The following is a 15,338-nucleotide window of genomic DNA, read 5'->3' as shown; positions in this document are numbered from 1 at the left end:
AATCGGTCTCAGTCGAGCCGCAGCTTCGCTTCGGCGAAGGCATACAGCGGGCGCCACAGCAGGCGGTTGAACAAGGTAACGAACAGGGACATCACGGCGATGCCCAGGATGATCTTCGGAAAATCGCCGGCGGCGGTGGTCTGCGCGATGTAGGCGCCGAGGCCGTGCGCCTCGATCCTCGTGCTGCCCCACTGCACGGCTTCCGATACGATGCTCGCGTTCCACGCGCCGCCGGATGCGGTGATCGCGCCCGTCACGTAGTACGGGAAGATGCCGGGCAGGATCGCCTGACGCCACCACTGCCAGCCGCGGATCCGGAAATTGGTCGCCGCTTCGCGATAGTCGTTCGGGTAGGACGTCGCGCCGGCGATCACGTTGAACAGGATATACCACTGCGTGCCGAGCACGATCAGCGGCGACAGCCAGATATCCGCGTTCAGATGGAAGCGCGCGATCACGATCACGAACACCGGGAACAGCAGGTTCGCCGGGAACGCGGCAAGGAACTGCGCGAGCGGCTGCAGCTTCTCGGCCAGCTTCGGACGCAGCCCGATCCACACGCCGATCGGCACCCAGATCACCGATGCGATCGAGATCAGCACGACCACGCGCAGCAGCGTGATCAGCCCGAGCACGAGTACGTGGCCGACCTCGGCCATCGTCACGCCGGTCGCGACGAAGCTGACGACGCGCCACACGATATAGGCCGTGCCGATCAGCACGAGCCCCGCCCACGCGATGTCGACCGTGCGCGACGCCTTCTTCTCGACTTTCGGCAGCGTGAAGCGCATCGCGCCCGACAGCGGCAGGCGCAGCGGGATCCGCGCGGCCTTCGCGAAGAACCAGCCGGCCGGCACGAGCAATTGATGGATCAGGCGCGTGCGGCGCACGAGATCGAGCAGCCACGATTGCGGCGCATCGCCCGATGCGGTGTTCTCCATCCGGAACTTGTCGGCCCACGCGATGAGCGGGCGGAACAGGAACTGGTCGTACGCGAGGATCACGACGGTCATCGTCAGGATCACCCAGCCGATCGCGCCGAAGTTCTTGTCCGAGATCGCCTGCGCGAGATACGCGCCGATGCCCGGCAGCGTGATCGTCTGGTTGCCGACGGTAATCGCCTCCGATGCGACGACGAAGAACCAGCCGCCCGACATCGACATCATCATGTTCCAGATCAGGCCCGGCATCGAAAACGGCACCTCCAGCTTCCAGAAGCGCTGCCACGAGGTGAGGTGAAAGCCGCGCGACACCTCGTCCAGGTCGCGCGGCACCGTGCGCAGCGACTGGTAGAAGCTGAACGTCATGTTCCACGCCTGGCTCGTGAAGATCGCGAAGATCGCGGCCAGCTCGGCGCCGAGCACGCGGCTCGGGAACAGCGCGAGGAAGAACGTGACCGTAAACGAGATGAAGCCGAGCACCGGCACCGACTGCAGGATGTCGAGGATCGGGATCAGCACCATGCCCGCGCGGCGGCTCTTGGCCGCGAGCGTGCCGTAGACGAGCGTGAACGCGAGCGACGCGACCATCGCGGCGAGCATCCGCAGCGTGGTGCGCAGCGCGTATTCGGGCAGGTTCGACGGATCGAGCGAGATCTTCTGCGTCTGCAGCACGCCGATCGGCGCCATCGTCTCGTGAAAGCCGACCACCGCCATCGCGATCAGGCAGATGATCAGCGGAAATGCGATGAAGTCCCACCGGTTCGGCAACACGCGCCACGCGGATGCGTTGGCGGTCCGGTTCGGATTGAAGAATCCGACGTTCATCAGGCGCCCTCCCCGGCAAGGCCGAACGAAGCCGGCAGTCGATGTTGATTCATGGCAAAGCGCACGGGCGCGGTAATTCGATTGACTGGCGATCTGGCGTACGCGCGGCGCGCCGTGCGCGCATGCGCTGCCGCGGCCGGGCGAGCCGGGCCGCGACGGCACGACACTACACCAACCTGTATTTCAGGTACAACCGTCCCGGAACGGCGCGGGCAGCGCATGGATCGTGCCCGTCGCATGGGCGGATGGCGGGCGCGCGGTGCGGAGCAACCCGGCCGCAGTCCCGCGGCCGGCACGCAGGCCCGAATTATGCCGTGATCCGGCCCGGCCGTGAACCCGCCACCCGTACGCGGGGCACAAACCGTGTCCTGCGTCCGCAGCGGGATACGGCGAAGCAGGTATGATCGGGGCTGGCCCCCGGCGCTCTGTTCGGGCGTGTCGCCGCAGTACGCACACGCCACGCAACAGGCTCGGGGATCGACCGACGAGCGGGAGGAAGGGAATGGCAGGAAACTTGGTGATCGTCTGTCGCGATCAGGATGCCGACGCGTTCTATGAACTCATGCAGGAGTACGGGTCGTTCCAGACACGGCTGTCGTCGACGGCGTGGTACCTGAACATGAACATCGTGCCGGAATCGCTGCAGGAGGAAATCCTGGAACGCCTCGGCCGGTATACGACCGTCTACATCTTCGAGGCCACCACGGTGACCTACAACACGATCGACAGCAACGCGGCCGAAACGCTCGGCACGCTGTTCGGCGAATGATGCCGCGCGGCGCCTGCCCCGCCGGGCGGGCGCCGCGGCCGCTCACGCGGCCTCTGCGTGGGGTTCGTCCTTCGGCACGGCCTCGAACGGGAACGTCATCGATACCCGCAGGCCGCCTTCGGGACGATTGCCGATGTCGCACGCGCCGCCCAGCCTGAGCACGAGCCGCTCGACGATCGCGAGCCCGAGCCCGCTGTGGCCATTGCCGCCCCGCGCGGGATCGAGCCGCACGAACGGCCGCGTCGCGGCCGCGAGGTCGCGCGGCGCGATGCCGCCGCCGCTGTCGCTGACCGACAGCACGTAGCCGCTCGGCGTGCGCGCCGTTTCGACGACCACGGGCGGCGCGCCGTACGCATGTGCGTTGTCCAGCAGGTTCGACAGGATCCGGTCGAGCGTCGCCGTCGGCAGCCGGAAGCCCGGATCGGCCCCCAGCCGCGTCTGGACCGTCGGCGCGTTCGGCGCGACCGCTCGATAACTGCGCGCGATCCGCTCGCACGCGTCGTCGACCGGCACCGGCTCGCTGCGGTCGGCCCCGCCATGCGCAAACACCAGGAACTGGTCGACGATGTGCGACATCGAGTCCACGTCGCGCACGACGCCGTCACGCAGCCGCGCGTCGTCCATCATTTCCGCGCGCAGCCGCATCCGCGCGAGCGGCGTGCGCAGGTCGTGCGCGACGCCGGCCAGCATCACCGCGCGATCGTTTTCGGCCTGCGACACCTGTTCCACCATCTGGTTGAAGCCGCGCGTGAGCTGGCGCAGCTCGCGCGGGCCGCGTTCGCGCAGCGGCGGCACCGGCTGCCCGCGGCCGAAGCGCGCGACCGCGCGCGCCAGCGAGCGCAGCGGCTGCTGCAGCTGCCACGCCGCGAACAGCGCGGCGATCACGCCGGCCGAGAAGATCGTGCCGAGCCACAGCAGCATCCGGTCGAGCGAGCGCGGCGGCCGCAGCGGCTGCACGGGCACCACGATCCAGTTGCGGTCGGTCGGCTCCTTCACCCACAGCACCGGCGGATGGCCGGGCGTGCCGACCTCGACCTGCGTGCCGGGCGGCATGCGCTCGCTCACGTCGTCGCGGAACCGCTTCAGCGGCGGCGGCAGCCCCGCATCGCCGCCCTTCGGCACGTCGGCGCTGTCCGGCGACACGAGCCGCACGCGCGACGGCAGCGGCTGGTCGGGCGTGCGCTCGACGTGCTGGCGCACCGCGTCGACGAGGAACGCGGCCTCCTCGACCGCGTAGCGCGTCTGCATCTGGCTGCGCTCGAGCCGCATCGCCGAAGAACCACGCGAAGTGCGACAGGAGCAGGACACCGACGACGAGCAGCGCGAGCCGCCCGAACAGCGAATCAATGGGTTTGCGCATGGGCCTCGCCGTCGGGCACGAACACGTAGCCGCGCCCGCGGACCGTCTGGATGAAGCGCGGCGTCGACGGATCCGTTTCGAGGATGCGGCGCAGGCGCCACACCTGGACGTCGATGCCGCGGTCGGTTCCGTCGTACTCGGGCCCGTGCAGCAGCTCGAGCAGCCGCTCGCGCGTGAGCGTGCGCAGCGCGTGGTTCACGAAAATCTTCAGCAGCGCGAATTCGCTGCTCGACAGCGTGGCCGGCTTGCCGTCGACCGACAGCGTGCGTGCCTGGAAGTCGAGCAGGAAGCGGCCGAACGCGAACGGCTCGCGCTGCTCGGGCGCCGCCGCCGACGGCGTCGCGCGACGCCGGCGCAGCACGGCCTGCACGCGCGCGAGCAGCTCGCGCGGGTTGAACGGCTTGCCGAGGTAGTCGTCCGCGCCGAGCTCGAGCCCGACGATACGGTCGACGTCGTCCGCCCGCGCGGTCAGCATGATCACGGGAATGTCGTCGCCGGCCGCGCGCAACTGGCGCAGCGCGGTCAGGCCGTCCACGCCCGGCATCATCAGGTCCAGCACGATCAGGTCGGGCCGCTCGCGCTCGAGGCGCTTCTCGAGCGTCGCCGCGTCGTGCAGCACGGACACTTCCATTCCCTGGCGCACGAGATAGTCGCGCAGCAGGTCTCGGAGTTCTTGGTCGTCGTCGACGATGAGGATCTGGGTAGTCATGGCTCGAAGTTTACCGCGCGAGGGCGGCGTCGAAGAACGAAACAAAGGGACGAAAGGGTTACTGCGGGTTACCGCGCAAGGGAACTGTAATGCCCGGTAACCGGGCCGCCACCCCGCGTAACAACGGCCGGGGCCCGCATCGCTAACCTGCGTCTTACCGGATGCGGTACCCGGCTTTCCCGGCCCCGCATCGCCGGACCCTTTGGATACAAGGAGTTTCTGAAATGTATAAGAAGACTTCCCGCGTGGCCATCGCGGCCGCCACCGTGCTCGCTCTCGCATTCGGCACCGCGCATGCGGCGCAGCCCGGCGACATGCCGCCGCCGGGCGGCCCCGGCATGCACCGGATGCACGACGGGCACGAAGGCGGCCCGTTCGGCGCAATCATGAAACTGCACGATCAGCTGAAGCTCGACGCGTCGCAGGAGCAGCAATGGCAGGCGGCCGTCAACACGATGAAGCAGAACCGTGACGCGATGCGCAAGAACCACGAGCAGATGCGCGAGCAGTTCAAGGCGCAACAGAACCAGCCGATCCTCGACCTGAGCGCGATGCACTCGGCACGCCAGCAGGCGGAGGCGCAGAACGCGCAACTGCGCGAGCAGACGTCCGCCGCGTGGCTCACGTTCTACAACGGGCTGAACGATCAACAGAAGACGACGGTCAGCACGGCGCTCAAGCAGCAGTTCGCGAAGATGGAGCAGCGCCACGCGAAGATGAAGGAGCGCTGGGAGCAGCATCGCGCGGCCGCCAAGGGCGCGTCGGCGCCGGCGCAGTAAGCCGGCGGGCCGCTCCGGCAGCGGCATCGAAGGGGACGCAGGCACCGCCTGCGTCCCCTCGTTCGTTTCAGGCGACGTCGAACACCAGCACCTCGGCCGTCCGGCCGCGCGCGAACGTCACCGCGTCCACCGCGCCGATTCGCGCGCCGTCGCCGGCGGCCAGCGCGCGGCCGTTGACCTCGAGCTCGCCGCGCACCACGTGCACGTAGGTGCTGCGCCCGGCCGGCACGTCGAGCGCCGCCGTCTCGTCGCCGTCGATCAGCCCCGCGAAGATGCGGGCGTCCGCCCGCATCGACAGCGCGCCGTCGCCGCCGTCGGGCGCCGCGACGAGCCTCAGCCGGCCGCGCTTCTCGTCGTCGGCGAAACGCCGTTCCTCGTAGCCGGGCCGCCCGCCGCGCTCGGCCGGCTGCAGCCAGATCTGCAGCAGATGCAGCGGCCGGTCGCGCGACGCGTTGGTCTCGCTGTGCACGAGCCCCGTGCCGGCGCTCATCCGCTGGATGCCGCCGGTCCGGACGATCGCGCCGCAGCCGAGGCTGTCGCGGTGCGCAAGCGCGCCATCCAGTACGTAAGTGACGATCTCCACGTCGCGGCGCGGCTGCATCCCGAAGCCGCGCGTCGGCGCGATCAGGTCCTCGCTCAGCCCGCACAGCGCGCCGACGGGCGGACGCACCGGCGCATGCCCGGCGCGGGAGACGGACGAGAAGCTGTGACTCGACTCGAGCCAGCCGTGGTGCGTGTGGCAACGGTCTTCGGCGCGCAGGATCTGGAACATGGGGGAGGACGCTCGGGGTGCAGATGTTCTGTTCGGGTTTACCTCCACTGTAGGGGGGTGCCGAAAGCGCCACAATCCGCCGCCTGCGCACCGCATCGTTGCACCCGCGCAATCAATTGCCGAAGTATTCGTTGCGAATACCACGATTGTCGCAACAACCGATTCGAGGAATCGGTCGATCGCGCCGGATTGCCGTTTTCCGCGTATCGCGTTCGGGTAAAATACCGCCCTTTTGGCGTTCGCCCTTCCGGCGGCCGCCAACGCCACAGCGCCGATCGGCGATTTTTGGCCGTCTAGAATACGCCGCGGCGCCCGGTCCGACCGGCCGCGAGCGCCCCCGGAAAGTCAGCAACAGAAGGATGGAAATGAAGAAGGCCGCCCTGTGCGCCGCCCTCGCCCTCGTGGCGGGCAGCGCCTTCGCGAAGGAGTGGAAGACCGTGCGGATCGGCGTCGACGCCAGCTACCCGCCGTTCGAGTCGACCGCGCCGAGCGGCGAGATCGTCGGTTTCGACGTCGATCTCACCAAGGAAATCTGCAAGCGGATCAACGTGAAATGCGTGTGGGTGGCGCAGGATCTGGACGGGATCATCCCGGCGCTGAAGGCGAAGAAGTACGACGTGATCGTGTCGTCGCTGACCGTCACGGACAAGCGTCGCGAGCAGATCGACTTCTCCGACAAGGTGTACGACGCGCCCGCGCGGATGATCGCGAAGACCGGCTCGCCGCTGCTGCCGACGGTCGCGTCGCTGAAAGGCAAGCGCGTCGGCGTCGAGCAGGGCTCGACGCAGGAAACCTTCGCGAAAGCGTACTGGGAACCGCAGGGCGTGACGATCATTCCTTACCAGAACCAGGACCAGGTCTATGCCGATCTCGGCTCGGGCCGCCTCGACGCGACGCTGCAGGACGAGTTGCAGGCCGACTACGGTTTCCTGCGCACGCCGCGCGGCAAGGGCTTCGCGTTCGCCGGGCCGGAAGTGAAGGATCCGAAGACGATCGGCGACGGCACGGCGATCGGCCTGCGCAAGGAAGATACCGACCTGAAGCTCAGGATCAACAAGGCGCTGGCCGACATGCACAAGGACGGCACGTACGACCGGCTGTCGCACAAGTACTTCTCGTTCAGCGTCTATTCGGCACCGGCCCGCTGAACGCGGACGGAAAGAAGCAACGGATGCGGGGGCGGCCCCGCGTTCCGCGCAGTACAGGCAGTCAACCACGCGCCGCCCGCCCCCTTGCCCGCCGCTCGCGCGACGGGCGGGCCCGGCACCGTTGCCGGGGCGGACGGTCATGATACGCACGGGGCGTTCCGCGCAGCTTGGCGGACGCGTCTTTCGCGGCGCACTGCGTGCGCCCTCAGGGACCACACCAGGGACCCCATATGTTTCTACAAGGCTACGGCCCGCTGATCCTCGCCGGCACCTGGCAAACCGTCAAGCTGGCGGTGCTTTCGCTTGCGCTGTCGTTCCTGCTGGGGCTGCTCGGCGCCGGCGCGAAGCTGTCGCGCAACCGCGTGACGAACGGCATCGGCACCGTCTACACGACGCTGATCCGCGGCGTGCCCGATCTCGTGCTGATGCTGCTGCTGTTCTACAGCCTGCAGATCTGGCTGAACATGGCGACCGACGCGCTCGGCTGGGACCAGATCGACATCGACCCGTTCCTCGCCGGCGTGCTCGTGCTCGGCTTCATCTACGGCGCGTACTTCACCGAGACGTTCCGCGGTGCGTTCCTGTCCGTGCCGCGCGGCCAGCTCGAGGCCGGCAGCGCCTACGGGATGACGAACTGGCAGGTGTTCGCGCGGATCATGTTCCCGCAGATGATGCGCTTCGCGCTGCCGGGCATCGGCAACAACTGGCAGGTGCTCGTGAAGTCCACCGCGCTCGTGTCGATCATCGGCCTGGCCGACGTCGTGAAGGCGTCGCAGGACGCCGGCAAGGGCACGCTGCGGTTCTTCTTCTTCACGCTGATCGCGGGAGCGGTCTACCTCGCCATCACGACGATCTCGAACTTCGTGCTGATGTGGCTCGAAAAGCGCTACTCGACCGGTGTCCGCAAGGCTGACCTATGATCGAACTCATCCAAGAATACTGGCGCAACTATCTCTACACCGACGGCTATCGCATCACCGGTGTCGCGATCACGCTGTGGCTGCTCGTCGTGTCGATCGGCCTCGGCTTCTGCCTGTCGGTGCCGCTCGCGGTCGCGCGCGTGTCGAAGAAGAAGTGGCTGTCGGGCGCCGTGTGGCTGTATACGTACGTGTTCCGCGGCACCCCGCTCTACGTGCAGCTGCTGCTCTGCTACACCGGCCTCTACAGCCTGCAGGCCGTGCGCGGCACGCCGATGCTCGACGCATTCTTCCGCGACGGGATGCACTGCACGCTGCTCGCGTTCACGCTGAACACCTGCGCGTACACCACCGAAATCTTCGCGGGCGCGATCAAGGCGACGTCGTACGGCGAGATCGAAGCCGCGCGCGCGTACGGGATGTCCACGTTCACGATGTATCGCCGCGTGATCCTGCCGTCGGCGCTGCGCCGCGCGCTGCCGCTGTACAGCAACGAAGTGATCCTGATGCTGCACGCGACGACGGTGGCCTTCACCGCGACCGTGCCGGACATCCTGAAGATCGCGCGCGACGTGAACTCGGCGACCTACATGTCGTTCCACGCGTTCGGCATCGCCGCCCTGCTCTACCTCGCGATCTCGTTCACGCTCGTGTGGCTGTTCCGCCAGGCCGAGCGCCGCTGGCTCGCGTATCTGCGCCCGCAAGGCAAGTAAGTTTTCGCAGGAATATTGATGAATTCCCAGACCCAGAAGCTTTTCGTCGACGATCTCCACAAGCGGTACGGCGACAACGAGGTGCTCAAAGGCGTGTCGCTGCGGGCGAACTCGGGCGACGTGATCAGCGTGATCGGCTCGTCCGGCTCCGGCAAGAGCACGATGCTGCGCTGTATCAACTTCCTCGAGCAGCCGAACGCGGGCCGCATCTTCGTCGACGGCGAGCAAGTGCGCACCGCGCTCGACAAGACGGGCGCGCTGCGCGCGGCCGATCCGAAGCAGCTGCAGCGCGTGCGCACCAAGCTGTCGATGGTGTTCCAGCACTTCAACCTCTGGTCGCACATGAACGTGATCGAGAACGTGATGGAAGCGCCGGTGAACGTGCTCGGCATCCCGAAGAAGGAAGCCGAGGAGCGTGCGCGCGTGTATCTCGAGAAGGTCGGACTCGCGCCGCGCGTCGAGAAGCAGTACCCGTCGCATTTGTCGGGCGGCCAGCAGCAGCGCGTGGCGATCGCGCGTGCGCTGGCGATGCATCCGGACGTGATGCTGTTCGACGAGCCGACGTCCGCGCTCGACCCGGAACTCGTCGGCGAAGTGCTGAAGGTGATGCAGAAGCTCGCCGAGGAAGGCCGCACGATGATCGTCGTCACGCACGAGATGGGTTTCGCGCGCAACGTGTCGAATCACGTGATGTTCCTGCACCAGGGCCGCGTCGAGGAAGAAGGCGTGCCGGCCGAGGTGTTCGCGAACCCGAAGAGCGAACGCCTGCGCGGGTTCCTGTCGGGCAGCCTCAAGTAACGCCCGTCACGCACCCCGCCCGAACGGGCGCCCGCGGTTCGCCGCGCGGCGCCCGTCTTGCGTTTACGCGGCGCTCACCGGCGTGGCGTCGGCGAACGCGCGCAGGGCGTCGCCCGCCAGCCGGTAACGCACCCATTCGCTCTGCGGCGCCGCGCCGACGCCCTCGTAGAAGCGGATCGCCGGCTCGTTCCAGTCGAGCACGCTCCATTCGAAACGCCCGCAGCCCGACTCGACCGCGATCCGCGCGAGCGCCTTCAACAGCCGCAGCCCCGCGCCGGCGCCGCGAAAACGCGGCGATACGTACAGATCCTCCAGATACAGCCCCTGCCGCGCGAGCCACGTCGAATACGAAAAGAAATACACGGCGAAGCCGGCCGGCTCGCCATCGACCTCGCACATCAGCGCACGCGCCGGCGAGCCTTCGCCGAACAGGCTGCGCTCGAGCGATTCGGGCGTCGCGACGACTTCGTGCTCCGCCTTCTCGTAGACGGCCAGTTCGGTGATGAAGCGCAGGATCAGCGGCACGTCGGCAACGGTGGCGCAACGGATATCGATTTGCACGGGTTGAGCCCTCCTCCGGCCCGGATGTGAAACGGACAAGCGGCGCCGCGCCCCGCGCTGGCGCCGTTCGAACCGTCATGCTACGTTCACGCCACATCTGCAGGAAGTGCAGTTTCTTCATCCGTATCTGAACAATATGCATCCCGACCTTCGCCGTCTCGACCTGAACCTGCTGCTCGTGTTCGACGCGTTGTACCGCCACCGGTCGGTCGCGGCGGCCGCGCACGAGCTCGCGTTGAGCCCGTCGGCGTTGAGTCATGCGCTCGCCCGGCTGCGCGACGCGATCGGCGATGCGCTGTTCGTGCGCCTCGGCAACGAGATGCAACCGACCGTGCGCGCCGACGACATCGCCACGTGGGCCGGCGACGCGCTCGACGCGATGTCGAAGGGGCTCGCCCGCGCGCGCCGCTTCGATCCCGCGCAAAGCGATCGCACGTTCGTGTTCGCCGCGACCGACTACACGGCGTTCGCGGTGCTGCCGGCATTCCTCGCCCGCATCCAGCACGTGGCGCCGCACCTGCGGATCCGCGTCGTCCATTCGGACCGCAAGATTTCCGTCGACGAGCTCGCGGCCGGCCGTATCGACTTCGCGCTCGGCTACCACGAGGAAACGGCGGCCGACGCGCCGGGCATCGAGGATTTCGACTGGTTCTCCGACGACTACGTCGTGATCGCGAGCGCCGCGCATCCGCACATCGGCCGGCGGCTGACGCTCGACCAGTATCTGGCGGCCCGCCACGTGGTCGTCACGCCGTGGAACGAGCCGCGCGGCGTCGTCGACTACGTGCTCGACCGGCTCGGCCTCGCGCGGCAGGTGGCCGTACAGTTGCCGACCGTGCTGGCCGCACCGTTCGTGATCGCGGAGTCGGCACTCCTGATGACCGTGCCGAATCGCGCCGCGCAGGCGCTGCGGCACGCGGCGCCGATCCGCATCTTCCCCGCGCCGTTCGAGATCCCGCGCTACACGGTGAAGGTCTACTCGCACGCGAAGCACGCGCGCACCGATGCGCACCGCTGGATCCGCGCCCACTTGCTCGACGCACGGCCGCACCCGGACTAAGCGCCGCGCGTGGCAGGACGGGCGTTCCGGGCGCCGATCGGCGATGCTCGCAATCGCCCGAATCATTACGAAATACTTACCAATTTCGCGACTTTCGCGCTTACGCCGGCGCCTCGGCAACGTCAATAGTGGCAATCCTTGACCCACACCCGCGAAATCCCTGTCTCCCTTGTAGAACAAGGGTTTTCCGGTCATCGGGAACCCTCGGGAGCCGTGTTGCGCACCGTGTTGCATGGCAATTTGGCGACAGCGGTTAGTCAAACAACGATTTCCATCGCCACAAAATTGTATTTTTGCTAAATTAGTAACCAAAGTAGCAAAACGAAGTTCGTGAAATGTAGTTTAGCTTCACGACACTACAAGGAGACCCCGCAGGCCGACCCGGCTGCGCGGGACCGCTCAACGGTTTTCCGTCTGCTTGCCCGCGTGCCGCGCTTACCGGCCCTGCACGAGGTCTCCCTGGTTATCCCGCTTTTGCCCGGCGCTCGCGCTCCGGGCATCTCGTGCAGTCTGGGTTGACTTTTTGACAGGGTATGGAGGAGATGATGAAGAAAGCTTTGGTCGCGGCCGCGCTGATGGCTGCTGGGGTGGTGACGGCGCACGCGCAGAGCAGCGTCACGCTGTATGGCCGCCTGGATGCAGGCATCGAGTACCTGAACGGCCTGCAGAACGGCCACCAAGTGCGCGCGGAAAGCGGCGACTGGGGCACGAGCCTGTGGGGCTTGAAGGGTAGCGAGGACATCGGCGGCGGCAACAAGATCCTGTTCCACCTCGAAGGCGCGTTCAACACGATGACGGGCGGCTTCAGCGGCTCGATCTGGGATCGTTTCGCGACCGTCGGTATCTCGAACGACCGCTACGGTACGCTGCTGTTGGGTCGCGAGCTCGCGATCGCCAACGGCGTGTGGGACTTCGACCCGTTCGGCCAGTCGGCCTGGTCGACGGCCTCGCTCGTGCGCGGCCGCAACTGGAACAAGACCAGCAACAACGTGTCGTACCAGTCGCCGTCGCTCTACGGCCTCGACTTCTACGGCCAGTTCTCGTTCTCGAACTCGACCAGCTTCAACGGCAACACGACGGCCGGCCAACCGGGCCGTGCAATGGGCGGTCAGGTCACCTACACGAATTCGCTGTTCCAGTTGCGCGGCATCTACGACGAAACGCGCGACAGCAACGGCCGCTTCTCGGACGTGTTCAACTACTCGCGCGAATACTTCGCGGGCGTGAACGTGTTCCTCGGCCAGTTCAAGGTTCAGGCGGCCTACCAGGCATCGCGCGCCGACGGCAGCGGCGGCCCGGCAGTGAACGCCGGCGTGACGGGTACGCAACAGGTGTGGGGCGGTGTGACGTGGCAGGCCACGCCGGCAGCGGCGCTGATCGCGGCCGTGTATCACGTGAACGCGAACCACGGCGGCGGCAACGCGAACATCTACACGGTCGGCGGCTCGTACAACATCTCGAAGCGCACGCTGTTCGACGTCCAGGTCGCGACGGTGCGCAACAGCTCGACGGCCAACTTCGGCCTGAACGCAAACGGTGCAGGCACCGCCGTGTCGACGGGCAACCCGCATCCGGGCGGCAGCCAGACCGGCGTCTACGCCGGCATCCAGCACCTGTTCTGATCAGGCGCCGTCAAAGAACGATTCGACAACACTTTCCACGCTGCTGCGAGAGGCGCGTATCGGTGCGGTACCCAACCGGGTATCCGCACCGTTTTTTCTTGGGCGGCCGGTTCGTGCGGCCCGTGGCCCGATCGGCCGAAGCGGCCGCGAAGCGTTCGAATGGCGCTGACGCGGCGCTCAGACCGCCGCTTCGTTCTCTTCGCCGGTGCGGATGCGGATCACGCGCTCGACGTCCGACACGAAGATCTTGCCGTCGCCGATCTTGCCGGTGCGCGCCGCACCGATCACCGCGTCGATCACCTGATCGACCTGCGCTTCCGCGACGACCACCTCGATCTTCATCTTCGGCAGGAAATCGACGACGTATTCGGCGCCGCGATACAGCTCGGTATGGCCCTTCTGGCGGCCGAAGCCCTTCACTTCCGTCACGGTCAGGCCCGTGAGACCCACTTCGGCGAGCGCTTCGCGGACTTCGTCCAGCTTGAACGGCTTGATGATGGCGGTGATGCGTTTCATGATGGTTGTCCCTCAATGCTCGTTTGGATGAAAAATCGCGATCCCGATTGTAAGCCGGCGGGCCGCATCCGGCCCAGCGCCGCTCAATCGAACCGCTCGGTGAAGCGTGACGTGATCGGGTAGCGCCAGTCGCGCCCGAATGCGCGATGCGTGACGCGAATGCCGATCGGCGCCTGGCGGCGCTTGTATTCGTTGATCTTGATGAGCCGCGTCACACGCTCGACGTCGGCCCGCGCATAGCCGGCCGCGACGATCTCGGCGAGCGGCCGGTCTTCTTCCATGTACATCCGCATGATCGCGTCGAGCACGTCGTACGGCGGCAGGCTGTCCTGGTCGGTCTGGTTCTCGCGCAGTTCGGCCGACGGCGCGCGCGTCAGGATCCGTTCGGGAATCACGTCGCGCAGCCCGTAGTCGGTTGTTTCGTTGCGGTAACGGCAGAGCCGGTACACGAGCGTCTTCGCGATGTCCTTGATCACCGCGAAACCGCCGGCCATGTCGCCGTACAACGTGCAGTAGCCGACCGCCATCTCGCTCTTGTTGCCGGTGGTCAGCACGATCGAGCCGAACTTGTTCGACAGCGCCATCAGCAGCGTGCCGCGGATGCGCGCCTGGATGTTCTCCTCCGTCGCGTCTTCCGCGCAGCCCGCGAATTCGCCGGCAAGCGCCGCGCGGAAGGCATCGAACATCGGCGCGATCGCGATCTCGTCGTAGCGCACGCCGACGCGCCGCGCCATTTCCGCCGCGTCGGTGGTCGAGATGTCGGCCGTGAAGCGCGACGGCATCATCACCGCGCGCACGCGCTCGGGCCCGAGCGCGTCGCACGCGACGGCCAGCACCAGCGCCGAATCGACGCCGCCCGACAGCCCGATCAGCGCGCCGGGAAAGCCGTTCTTGCCGATGTAGTCGCGCACGCCTGTCACGAGCGCGCGGTACACCTGCGCGTCGGTCGACAGCTCGGGCGCGATCGTGCCCGGCAGCGGGCGCGCGCCGTCGAATTCGACGATCGCGTGCCCTTCGTCGAACTGCGGCATCTTCGCGACGAGCGCGCCCTCGCCGTCGAGCACGAACGAACCGCCGTCGAACACGAGTTCGTCCTGGCCGCCGACGAGGTTCACGTACACCATCGGCAGCCCGGTCTCGCGAATCCGCGCGCGCAGGATGTCGATGCGCACCGCCTCCTTGTTCATGTGATACGGCGAGCCGTTCGGGATCAGCAGCACCTGCGCGCCGGCCGCCTTCGCGATCTGCGCGGCCGACGCATGCCACGCGTCCTCGCAGATGATCACGCCGTATTTCACGCCGTTCAGCTCGAACACGAGCGGCTCGGTGTCGGTCGCGAAGTAGCGTTTCTCGTCGAACACCTCGGCGTTCGGCAGATCCTGCTTGCGGTAGGTGCCGACGATCTCGCCGCCGACGATCAGCGACACCGCGTTGAAGGTATCGGTGGGCGGCACGCCGCGCTCGATCGGGCGGTTTGCATTACCATCGACGGCTGACGCGCTGCCCGCATCGCTGCCCGGCCCCCTGCCCGAGCCCCTGCCCGGACCGCTGCCCGGGCCGCGCAACGGATGGCCGACCAGCACCGCGAGCCCGTCGAACGCCTTCAGCGCATCGGCGAGCGCATCGAGTGCGGCGGCCGCCGCCGCGTAGAACGCGGGCCGCAGCAGCAGGTCTTCGGGCGGATAGCCGGACAGCGCGAGTTCGGGCGCGACCATCAGGTGCGCACCATCGTTGTGCGCGGCGCGCGCGGCCGCGACGATCCGCGCGACGTTGCCGGCGAAATCGCCGACGGTGACGTTGATCTGGGCGAGAGCGAGTCGGGTCTTCATGGCGGGAGCGGCGCAGCCC

At 67.4% G+C, this 15,338-nt stretch carries 14 protein-coding genes and 1 pseudogene; 8 read left to right on the top strand and 7 right to left on the bottom strand.

Translation table 11 applies throughout. From position 1 onward, the window contains the following. Positions 1–8 precede the first annotated feature (8 nt). Entirely contained in the window at positions 9–1,766 is a 1,758-nt protein-coding gene (locus tag HWX62_RS21625; RefSeq protein ID WP_175930549.1) for an ABC transporter permease subunit, read from the bottom strand. 502 nt (positions 1,767–2,268) lie between these two features. Here HWX62_RS21625 and HWX62_RS21620 point away from each other — a divergent pair. Beyond that, the gene (locus HWX62_RS21620) at positions 2,269–2,535 is read left to right on the top strand and encodes a hypothetical protein (protein WP_175930548.1); all 267 of its coding nucleotides are present in this window, start codon (positions 2,269–2,271) and stop codon (positions 2,533–2,535) included. A 42-nt stretch (positions 2,536–2,577) separates the two neighbouring features. Here the strand turns inward: HWX62_RS21620 and HWX62_RS21615 are convergent. Next, positions 2,578–3,895, bottom strand: a pseudogene (locus HWX62_RS21615) (ATP-binding protein). Beyond that, positions 3,879–4,604: a response regulator gene (locus HWX62_RS21610; RefSeq protein ID WP_006493394.1), complete on the bottom strand. Its 726-nt coding sequence runs from the start codon at positions 4,602–4,604 to the stop codon at positions 3,879–3,881. The pseudogene HWX62_RS21615 and the gene HWX62_RS21610 overlap by 17 nt, the downstream one beginning before the upstream one ends. Before the next feature lie 224 nt (positions 4,605–4,828). Here HWX62_RS21610 and HWX62_RS21605 point away from each other — a divergent pair, with 224 nt between their 5' ends. Further along, positions 4,829–5,383, top strand: a complete 555-nt coding sequence (locus HWX62_RS21605; protein ID WP_175930546.1) for a periplasmic heavy metal sensor — start codon at positions 4,829–4,831, stop codon at positions 5,381–5,383. A 67-nt stretch (positions 5,384–5,450) separates the two neighbouring features. On the opposite strand, the gene HWX62_RS21600 is transcribed toward HWX62_RS21605, so the two are convergent. Beyond that, a complete protein-coding gene (locus HWX62_RS21600; protein WP_175930545.1) occupies positions 5,451–6,155 on the bottom strand; it encodes a pirin family protein in 705 nt (234 codons plus the stop codon). A 365-nt stretch (positions 6,156–6,520) separates the two neighbouring features. Here HWX62_RS21600 and HWX62_RS21595 point away from each other — a divergent pair, with 365 nt between their 5' ends. The 4 genes from HWX62_RS21595 to HWX62_RS21580 all read left to right on the top strand — a co-directional run bounded on the left by HWX62_RS21595 (position 6,521) and on the right by HWX62_RS21580 (position 9,731). Then, complete coding sequence (locus HWX62_RS21595) at positions 6,521–7,303, top strand: ABC transporter substrate-binding protein (protein WP_175930544.1); 783 nt, start codon at positions 6,521–6,523, stop codon at positions 7,301–7,303. A gap of 230 nt (positions 7,304–7,533) precedes the next feature. Beyond that, positions 7,534–8,223, top strand: a complete 690-nt coding sequence (gene hisQ / locus HWX62_RS21590) for a histidine ABC transporter permease HisQ (protein WP_175906212.1) — start codon at positions 7,534–7,536, stop codon at positions 8,221–8,223. Continuing rightward, positions 8,220–8,933 carry an ABC transporter permease gene (locus HWX62_RS21585; RefSeq protein WP_175930543.1) on the top strand — a complete coding sequence of 238 codons (714 nt, stop codon included), beginning with the start codon at positions 8,220–8,222 and terminating at the stop codon, positions 8,931–8,933. The genes hisQ and HWX62_RS21585 overlap by 4 nt, the downstream gene beginning before the upstream one ends. An 18-nt stretch (positions 8,934–8,951) precedes the next feature. Continuing rightward, positions 8,952–9,731, top strand: a complete 780-nt coding sequence (locus tag HWX62_RS21580; RefSeq protein WP_175930542.1) for an ABC transporter ATP-binding protein — start codon at positions 8,952–8,954, stop codon at positions 9,729–9,731. Between the two features lie 63 nt (positions 9,732–9,794). Here the strand turns inward: HWX62_RS21580 and HWX62_RS21575 are convergent, their stop codons facing one another. Continuing rightward, on the bottom strand, positions 9,795–10,292 hold the full coding sequence (locus HWX62_RS21575; RefSeq protein WP_175930541.1) for a GNAT family N-acetyltransferase: 498 nt from the start codon (positions 10,290–10,292) through the stop codon (positions 9,795–9,797). A 136-nt stretch (positions 10,293–10,428) separates the two neighbouring features. On the opposite strand from HWX62_RS21575, the gene HWX62_RS21570 reads away from it, so the two are divergent. Further along, entirely contained in the window at positions 10,429–11,352 is a 924-nt protein-coding gene (locus HWX62_RS21570; RefSeq protein ID WP_175930540.1) for a LysR family transcriptional regulator, read from the top strand. 542 nt (positions 11,353–11,894) lie between these two features. Then, positions 11,895–12,974 carry a porin gene (locus HWX62_RS21565; RefSeq protein ID WP_175930539.1) on the top strand — a complete coding sequence of 360 codons (1,080 nt, stop codon included), beginning with the start codon at positions 11,895–11,897 and terminating at the stop codon, positions 12,972–12,974. A gap of 177 nt (positions 12,975–13,151) precedes the next feature. Here HWX62_RS21565 and HWX62_RS21560 read toward each other — a convergent pair whose 3' ends face one another. Further along, positions 13,152–13,490: a P-II family nitrogen regulator gene (locus HWX62_RS21560; protein ID WP_006398637.1), complete on the bottom strand. Its 339-nt coding sequence runs from the start codon at positions 13,488–13,490 to the stop codon at positions 13,152–13,154. Between the two features lie 83 nt (positions 13,491–13,573). Beyond that, complete coding sequence (locus HWX62_RS21555; protein WP_175930538.1) at positions 13,574–15,319, bottom strand: NAD+ synthase; 1,746 nt, start codon at positions 15,317–15,319, stop codon at positions 13,574–13,576. Positions 15,320–15,338: the final 19 nt, after the last annotated feature.

This window comes from Burkholderia sp. BCC0506 (assembly GCF_902833145.1).
Taxonomy (GTDB): Bacteria; Pseudomonadota; Gammaproteobacteria; order Burkholderiales; family Burkholderiaceae; genus Burkholderia.
This window is presented reverse-complemented; position numbering and strand designations above follow the sequence as displayed.

Bases quoted from the DNA above. Each gene is read 5' to 3' on its own strand.
- HWX62_RS21625 (WP_175930549.1), bottom strand. From the start codon at position 1,766: ATGAACGTCGGATTCTTCAATCCGAACCGGACCGCCAACGCATCCGCG.
- HWX62_RS21620 (WP_175930548.1), top strand. From the start codon at position 2,269: ATGGCAGGAAACTTGGTGATCGTCTGTCGCGATCAGGATGCCGACGCG.
- HWX62_RS21610 (WP_006493394.1), bottom strand. From the start codon at position 4,604: ATGACTACCCAGATCCTCATCGTCGACGACGACCAAGAACTCCGAGAC.
- HWX62_RS21605 (WP_175930546.1), top strand. From the start codon at position 4,829: ATGTATAAGAAGACTTCCCGCGTGGCCATCGCGGCCGCCACCGTGCTC.
- HWX62_RS21600 (WP_175930545.1), bottom strand. From the start codon at position 6,155: ATGTTCCAGATCCTGCGCGCCGAAGACCGTTGCCACACGCACCACGGC.
- HWX62_RS21595 (WP_175930544.1), top strand. From the start codon at position 6,521: ATGAAGAAGGCCGCCCTGTGCGCCGCCCTCGCCCTCGTGGCGGGCAGC.
- hisQ (WP_175906212.1), top strand. From the start codon at position 7,534: ATGTTTCTACAAGGCTACGGCCCGCTGATCCTCGCCGGCACCTGGCAA.
- HWX62_RS21585 (WP_175930543.1), top strand. From the start codon at position 8,220: ATGATCGAACTCATCCAAGAATACTGGCGCAACTATCTCTACACCGAC.
- HWX62_RS21580 (WP_175930542.1), top strand. From the start codon at position 8,952: ATGAATTCCCAGACCCAGAAGCTTTTCGTCGACGATCTCCACAAGCGG.
- HWX62_RS21570 (WP_175930540.1), top strand. From the start codon at position 10,429: ATGCATCCCGACCTTCGCCGTCTCGACCTGAACCTGCTGCTCGTGTTC.
- HWX62_RS21565 (WP_175930539.1), top strand. From the start codon at position 11,895: ATGATGAAGAAAGCTTTGGTCGCGGCCGCGCTGATGGCTGCTGGGGTG.
- HWX62_RS21560 (WP_006398637.1), bottom strand. From the start codon at position 13,490: ATGAAACGCATCACCGCCATCATCAAGCCGTTCAAGCTGGACGAAGTC.
- HWX62_RS21555 (WP_175930538.1), bottom strand. From the start codon at position 15,319: ATGAAGACCCGACTCGCTCTCGCCCAGATCAACGTCACCGTCGGCGAT.